Annotated in this window: 2 protein-coding genes; both read right to left on the bottom strand. The window is 57.6% G+C overall.

The features are described 5' to 3' along the window. Positions 1 to 100 precede the first annotated feature (100 nt). On the bottom strand, positions 101 to 775 hold the full coding sequence (locus tag ABD842_RS13815) for a LytR/AlgR family response regulator transcription factor (RefSeq protein WP_345114964.1): 675 nt from the start codon (positions 773 to 775) through the stop codon (positions 101 to 103). Positions 776 to 845: 70 nt separating this feature from the next. Beyond that, complete coding sequence (locus tag ABD842_RS13820; protein WP_345114967.1) at positions 846 to 1,496, bottom strand: sensor histidine kinase; 651 nt, start codon at positions 1,494 to 1,496, stop codon at positions 846 to 848. Between the last annotated feature and the right edge of the window lie 113 nt (positions 1,497 to 1,609).

Genomic DNA, 1,609 nt, shown 5'->3' on the forward strand with positions numbered 1-1,609 from the left:
AAAACGCTTCCAAATCCAAGCCCGTCAACGCCCGCATTTGGCGGTCGTCTGTAATCGTATTCACATCTAGCATGCCCAAAAATACTATTTGGGAACAACTCTAAAGCGTATTGCCGTCGACCATGCGAATCTTATCCAGCGACACGATGAAGGACTTGTGCACCCGCAGAAACGGCGGCTGGGGCAGCGTCTCGGCCAGCTCTTTGAGCGTCTGGTAGGTGACCACGCGTTGCGTCGGCAACTGGATGGACACGTAGTTGCTCAGCCCCTCGATGTAGAGTATGTCGGCGTAGTTGACGCGCAGGAACTTGTTTTTGCTCTCGCCCTTCACGAACATATGGCCGGTAGCAGCCGATGTCGCTGCCGGAAGGGGGGCGGCGACCTGAATTGGCGGAACGACCGGCGCGGATACGGCCGGCACGAGCCGCAGCGCCAGCGCCTTTTGGGCGGCTTTGAAGAAGCGTTCGAAGGAAATAGGCTTAAGCAGGTAGTCCACCACGTCATTTTCGTAGCCTTCGAGGGCATATTCGGGGTAAGCAGTGGTCAGGATGACCTTACACTTGTTGCCGGCCAGCTTGAGGAATTGCAGGCCGGTGAGCTTGGGCATCTGGATATCCAGAAACACCAAATCGACCTGGCCCTGTTGCACCAGGGTCAGCGCCTCAATGGGATTGGTGGTGGTGCCCACCAGCGTGAGGAAGGGCAACTGGCCGATGTAGTCGGCCAGGATGAGCAGGGCCGGGGCTTCATCATCGACAGCGAGGCAGCGAATCATGGGCAGAGTAGGAAGCGTTTGAAATCAAAGAACGGCATACTGCGCTCGCTGTGCGCTGCATGCCGTTTAGTTACCCCACGAGCCGCAGCAACGTGGTAAATTGCCCCTTCGCTGTTCCCACCTGCAGCGTGTGGTGCTCCGGGTACAGCAGTTCCAGCCGCCGGCGCAGGTTGGGCAGGCCGATGCCGGTGGTGGCATCTTTGTTCGCATTGCTGCGCTGGTTTTCGACTTCAAACTGCACTTGGTTGCCGTCGACGTATAGGCGAATGTGAACCGGGTTTTTGGGGTCGTCGAGCACGCCGTGCTTGATGGCGTTCTCCACGAAGGGAATGAGCACCAGCGGGGCCACCCGACGACCGACTGGCTCACCGGTCAAGGTGAATTGGACGTGGAAGCTACCGGGGAAGCGCAGCCGGTAGAGGTCAAGGTAGTTATGTAAGTACTCGATTTCCTTTTCCAGGTCAACCTGGCCGTCGGGCGTGTCGTGCAGCATGTAGCGCATCAGCTCCGAGAGTTTCAGGATGGCGTTGGCCACGGGTTTGGCCACCGGGTAGGCCATGCTGAAGAGCATGTTGAGCGTGTTGTAGAGGAAATGCGGGTTGATTTGGGTTTTGAGGAAGGCCACTTCGGCAGCCCGCTTTTCGGCGCGGAGCTGGTGGTTTTCGCGCTCGTGGCGTAGGGTTGCCAGCGCCGCCCATATGGCTGCGCTGACGACAATCACAGGGATAGCAAGGGGCTTAGGAAGCAGAAGTCAAGAGAATGGGCGTAACTTACTGTTATGCAGCCTGCTAACCGCTACTATAAGTGCAGCAAAATTTCGACCCTTAAATTCCG

The sequence above is a fragment of the Hymenobacter algoricola genome, assembly GCF_039539525.1.
GTDB classification, from domain to species: domain Bacteria; phylum Bacteroidota; class Bacteroidia; order Cytophagales; family Hymenobacteraceae; genus Hymenobacter; species Hymenobacter algoricola.